Source organism: Deltaproteobacteria bacterium (assembly GCA_016874735.1).
Lineage (GTDB): Bacteria > Bdellovibrionota_B > Oligoflexia > Oligoflexales > CAIYRB01 > CAIYRB01.
Genome location: VGTI01000129.1, coordinates 1 through 4,913, shown reverse-complemented (window position 1 = coordinate 4,913; position 4,913 = coordinate 1). Strand labels below are relative to the sequence as shown.

General features: G+C 50.0%; 5 protein-coding genes. 1 reads left to right on the top strand and 4 read right to left on the bottom strand.

Annotated elements, in window-relative coordinates:
• Positions 1 to 1,419: 1,419 nt before the first annotated feature.
• The 4 genes from FJ146_19500 to FJ146_19485 form a co-directional block, all read right to left on the bottom strand.
• A complete protein-coding gene (locus FJ146_19500; protein MBM4254156.1) occupies positions 1,420 to 1,815 on the bottom strand; it encodes a HEPN domain-containing protein in 396 nt (131 codons plus the stop codon).
• A complete protein-coding gene (locus tag FJ146_19495; GenBank protein MBM4254155.1) occupies positions 1,796 to 2,116 on the bottom strand; it encodes a nucleotidyltransferase domain-containing protein in 321 nt (106 codons plus the stop codon). Before FJ146_19495 ends, FJ146_19500 begins: the two co-directional genes overlap by 20 nt.
• Positions 2,117 to 2,168: 52 nt before the next feature.
• Positions 2,169 to 2,429 (bottom strand): hypothetical protein, encoded by a 261-nt coding sequence (locus FJ146_19490; GenBank protein MBM4254154.1) that lies wholly within the window; start codon positions 2,427 to 2,429, stop codon positions 2,169 to 2,171.
• A gap of 64 nt (positions 2,430 to 2,493) precedes the next feature.
• Positions 2,494 to 3,174, bottom strand: a complete 681-nt coding sequence (locus FJ146_19485) for a transposase (GenBank protein MBM4254153.1) — start codon at positions 3,172 to 3,174, stop codon at positions 2,494 to 2,496.
• A gap of 319 nt (positions 3,175 to 3,493) precedes the next feature.
• Between FJ146_19485 and FJ146_19480 the strand changes: the two genes are divergently transcribed.
• The gene (locus tag FJ146_19480; protein MBM4254152.1) at positions 3,494 to 4,636 is read left to right on the top strand and encodes an ATP-binding protein; all 1,143 of its coding nucleotides are present in this window, start codon (positions 3,494 to 3,496) and stop codon (positions 4,634 to 4,636) included.
• Positions 4,637 to 4,913 lie beyond the last annotated feature (277 nt).

Sequence of the window (4,913 nt, the reverse complement as noted above, 5' to 3'; positions counted from 1 at the left end):
TTGGCGACGGATCCGCGATCGATCTTTTGCAGTTAACTGGTTCCAAAGTTGAATTTTACGCGTCGGGTTCAGGCGGCATTCCGCAAATGACGCTAGCGACGGGTGGGAACGTTGGGATTGGGACTACGGATCCCGCTAGGAACCTTGACGTAAAAGGCAGTGGTAGATTTTCCCCCACACTAGAGGTCGAATCCGGCACGACTTGGCCACTCATGATCATGACATCAAATGCCGGAGGAACCTATCCACCTACTATCATTTTCCAGTCGTCACGGGGCACAACCGCCGCTCCTTTAGCTTCACAAGCTGGTGACACATTGGGAATGATACAGTCTCGCGGCTTTAATTCCTCAACTGGTTTCGAGTATTCGGCGAGTCCGATAACGTTTCATGCTGCCGAAAATTTCACGTCAACTGCAATGGGTCAGTATCTGGCCTTTTACTCCACACCATTGGGCACTAAATCGCCAGTTGAGAGGATTCGCATAACCCCTGACGGCAGCGTAGGGATTGGGACTACCAATCCGGCAAAACTTTTGAGCTTGGAGTCATCCAGCACCAGCGACACTTCGATCAGATTAAAAAACACTTCGGCAGGTGGCGGGGATTGGATGTTGGGGAGCTACGGATCGGCTAACGGCGGAGGAGCAGGTAGATTTGCGATTTGGGATGCAGCTGTTTCGGCCAATCGATTCGTCATTGATGGTGTTGGCAACGTCGGGATAGGTACCACGGCGCCAACGGCAGCGTTGGATGTTAGTGGTAATTTGAGGGTTTCAGGAACCATGTTTGGCGGCAATATTCAGACCGGCGTGCTGAGTCCATCAAATTGGGGGTATTCGAGCACATCGGCCAGTTGGGTTGAGGCATGGAATGGTACAATTAACGTACCTAAGGCATCAGCTGTCGTTTTGACACTTAGCGGTCACATCTTGTCATCAGCTGGCGGTAATTGCGTATATTCCTCAGGATTAGATGGTGTGCGGAATTTACCAATAGTTGGGGGTTACACCTTTGCCGGAGCCCCCTTGATTACATCGACAAATTGGGTGCCACTTTCAGAGACAAAATATTTCACGGCCACTGCGGGCACACATACAGTTAACGTATACATATATGCTCAAGGTGGTGTGGGCACCTGCAGTATGAATGGCTCTGTCGTTAGCTATATGATTATCCCACAGTAGGATTTGGGGTAGGTGTCTCTGCAGGTAGCGGCGGTGGCGCAGATGTTCGTGGGACTCTGAAGCCTTCGCAACTGAACTAAGCCCGAACTGCTATCCGCTTCGCTCCGAGCTCTTCGGGAGGCTTGATAGCTCACACGCCGAGCATCTCGCATAGCTCTGGGCAGGCTACCTCGAGAGTCTCGAGTACATCTCTAAGTACCACAAGGGTAGTAAAGCTCACAGTTGGCGCAGATCAGTGCGTATCGATCAGCTTATTTACCCATTCCACAACGGCTTCGCTCCTTTTAAGAGCGTCCCGATATTCCTCAACTGTAACGGGCTTACCCCACCCCGGATAGCGAGTTGCTACAGCGTAGTCCGTGAGGATAGCCGCTTCGCGGATAGGAGCTGGAATGTCCGCAATAAATGCCTCCAACTCACTTATCAGCTCACCGATGTCATGAGTAAAAGGAAACTTCTTGGCATGAAGAATGAAGAGAGCCTTGAGTGCCTTTTCCGCTGCCTGCTGCGCATCGAAACAAAGATCTTCCCAGTAGACTTGATCCGGCTTGCTTAGTTTAGAACGGATCAGATTACTTTTAGCACGCCTCAGCCACTCACGTGCTATTTCATGCTGTCTTGGCGACATAAAGCTCCTTCCCATTCTCCTCAGCTTCGCAAACAACTGACCAGAAATCTTGGCGCGCTGCATGCGCTTCTTCTTCTGTTACCACCACAAAGTCAAGGCTAACCCCAAGCCTAGGAGCTGTATAATAAAGGGACTGCGCGATGCTTCGGGTATCTTGACCATTGGCGACGACTACAAGAAAATCAAGGTCGTTGGCCCGATTTGACTTTTTTGCAGCTGATCCAAAAATAACCACCCTAATCGGCCTGATGACCGTGATGATATGGTTTAAAATTTGGTCGCATTTACTTTGATGCAGCATAGTTATTCATCATTATAGTTCACTCAAGTCAGCCCAGATACTAGCAGAAAGCCTAACTATCGTCCATGATTCCTACTCCCAGCGGGTTGCGACCATTGGCAACCTGGGTATTGGCACCACAGCGCCGACTGCCAAACTTGGGGTAGCTGGTCCCGTGATGATCGATAGCGGTGGCAGCGCCATTAGCGGCAACGTCGGAATTGGAACAACTAACCCTAACTCTCAGCTTGATGTCGTTGGAGCCGCGCGTATTTGTGGCGGACTCGATGTCGGTACGGATGCAAGTGGAAACGCCAACTTCACGATGGAGCACGTCGATTCCGCTTTCTACACTCGCCCAATTGACGTCCTCACCCTCCGTAAACGAAGTGGATTATCTAGGCTTGCGCCGCCTCACGGTAGTGCAAGTGGGTCAGCGCCTCACGTCCGAGGCGGAGAATGTTACGTGCTGCATTGACGTCACGGTCGTGAACCGCGCCACACTTGCCGCACTTCCACTCTCCTACTCCTAACGAGGTCCGGGGATATACCTCTAGGAAGATCGCACACGTCCGGGTGGAGTCCCTTTCTTTTATTTCCTGCGCCTGTCCCCCAGCTCTTTGGGCTTTGTAAGAGACTTGCTGTTTAAATTTACCGATCCCGTGATCAAGACTAATACCCGCTAGGTTCTTCGAGCGGTTCATCAGGTGACACGAGACATCTCCGATGAATATCCGTCCATAGTTCTCGACTAGACTTGCCGCGGCCGTATTCAAATAGTCACTTCTGGCATTTGCCGCTTTGGCGTGGAGTTTTGCTACAGTCCTAGCCTTAGGTAGCCGACCGTAGCACTTACTTGCGGCCTGCCGCCGCCTAGTGCTGAGCCTTGTGAGTTCAAGCAGACGTATTTTGCTTAGGTAGCGCTCGCGAAGCCTTGGACCAGTCAGCATCACACCGTCAGATAGTGTCGCCATGGACTTGATGCCTATGTCGATGCCGACGGCTTCGTCGGTCGTCACGTAGGTCAATTGATCGCTCGCAAAAGTGATACTGACCAAGTATCGGCGTCGCGTATTCAATCAGGCGATCATTGAGGAGCTGCGCCACATCTTCACCGGCGTCTGCGAAGGCTTCGAGACCACTCTTGAAGAGTGCTACGGAGAAGGAGGCCGTGAACGGCGGAGATATAAGGCAAGTAGGATAAATTTAAGGGCCGGTCGCATGATAAGCTCAGGCCCACGAGCTGCCTGGATCCCCCCTGGCAATCTCCAATAATATCTTGGTATTATACAAAAAATAAGAAAATCCGCATACCTATTGCGGATTTTTGTTGTTTTCCCGCTGTCTATCTGCGATTTTTTACACAGATATCTGAAATTATTGGAGTTAAAAACTCAAGTGACGTTCATTGACCGCAAAATTGATCTAGCCAAAATCCTGTCTCACAAAAGCGTATTGCTATTGGGGCCTCGTCGCACTGGCAAATCGGCTTTGATTCGAAATCAGTTTGGCGCGGCAAAAGTCTATAATTTACTCCGAGCTGATGAGTTTCAGAAGCTTGCTGCCCGCCCCCAATTGATCAGGGAAGCTCTCGCCGCGGCGCCCGTCGACCTAGTGGTAATCGATGAAATCCAAAAGCTACCTGTGCTCATGGATGAAGTTCATTTGATGATCGAAGAGATGGGGCAAAAATTTTTGCTCACAGGAAGCAGCGCAAGAAAACTGAGGCGCACACATACTTCGTTGATGGCTGGTCGTGCAAAAATTCAGTACCTGCATCCTTTTGTCAGCGCAGAGATTCCTGAATTCGACTTGGATCAGGTGCTCCTTTATGGACTGTTACCACCAGTCTATCTCAGTCCAGATCCCGAAGACGAACTTCGCAGTTACGTAGGCGAATATCTGAAAGAGGAGATTCAAGCCGAGGCGCTCAGTCGCAATATCGAAAACTTTTCCCGGTTTCTAGATCATGCTGCATTTACAAACGCACAGTTAATTAATTTTGAGTCTGTAGCAAGTGATGCGCAGGTTCCTGCACGAACCGTCCGGGAATATTATACAGTGCTGGAAGACACGCTAATAGGCCGAATGCTCAAACCAATAGCGCAAATTGGATCTCGTAAAGTTGTGAGTAAGGCTAAGTTTTATTTCTTCGACACCGGAGTTGTGCACCAACTCCAAAAGATTCGAGGCCTCCCTGAATTGGCTCCAGGCTACGGCGATGCGTTCGAATCCTTTTTGTTCCATGAACTTGTGTCGTTTCTAGACTACACAAATAGCAGAGAAACATTAAACTTCTGGCGCACTTCTAACGGTCCTGAAGTTGATTTTATAGTGTCAGGGCGGATCGCTATAGAAGCCAAGGCCACTAAACTAGTCGATACTAAGGACCTCAAAGGTCTCAGGGCACTTGCTAAAGAAGAAAAAATGGACCGGTTAATCGTCGTCAGTCGCGATCCGGAGCGGCGGACTGTCGGCAACATTGAAATATGGCCTTACCGTGAGTTCCTTAGGCAGCTCTGGGCTGGGAGTATAGTTTAACGAACTGGGTCATTTAATTGTTGATGAGATAAGTCGATATCACACGGCAACGTCGGTCGGTACAACAGCGCCGACTGCCAAACTTGATGTAGCAGGCCGGAAGCTTTCGCTTCAGTGCTGTAACTTCATGTTCCTTTTGATCATCAAAATGGCGAGTTACATGCCGTTTCTGTTGGGTAGGTCACTCTCCAATCTAACACCCGGTAACTCATGGGTATTTCGCTCACCAAAAAAACCAGCCAGATAACCCGCGCACACCGCCTTATTTGCCTCCCGT

What these genes read in the sequence shown, in the direction of transcription:
- FJ146_19500 (MBM4254156.1), bottom strand. Translation starts at nt 1,815, where the DNA reads ATGTCGCCAAGACAGCATGAAATAGCACGTGAGTGGCTGAGGCGTGCT.
- FJ146_19495 (MBM4254155.1), bottom strand. Translation starts at nt 2,116, where the DNA reads ATGCTGCATCAAAGTAAATGCGACCAAATTTTAAACCATATCATCACG.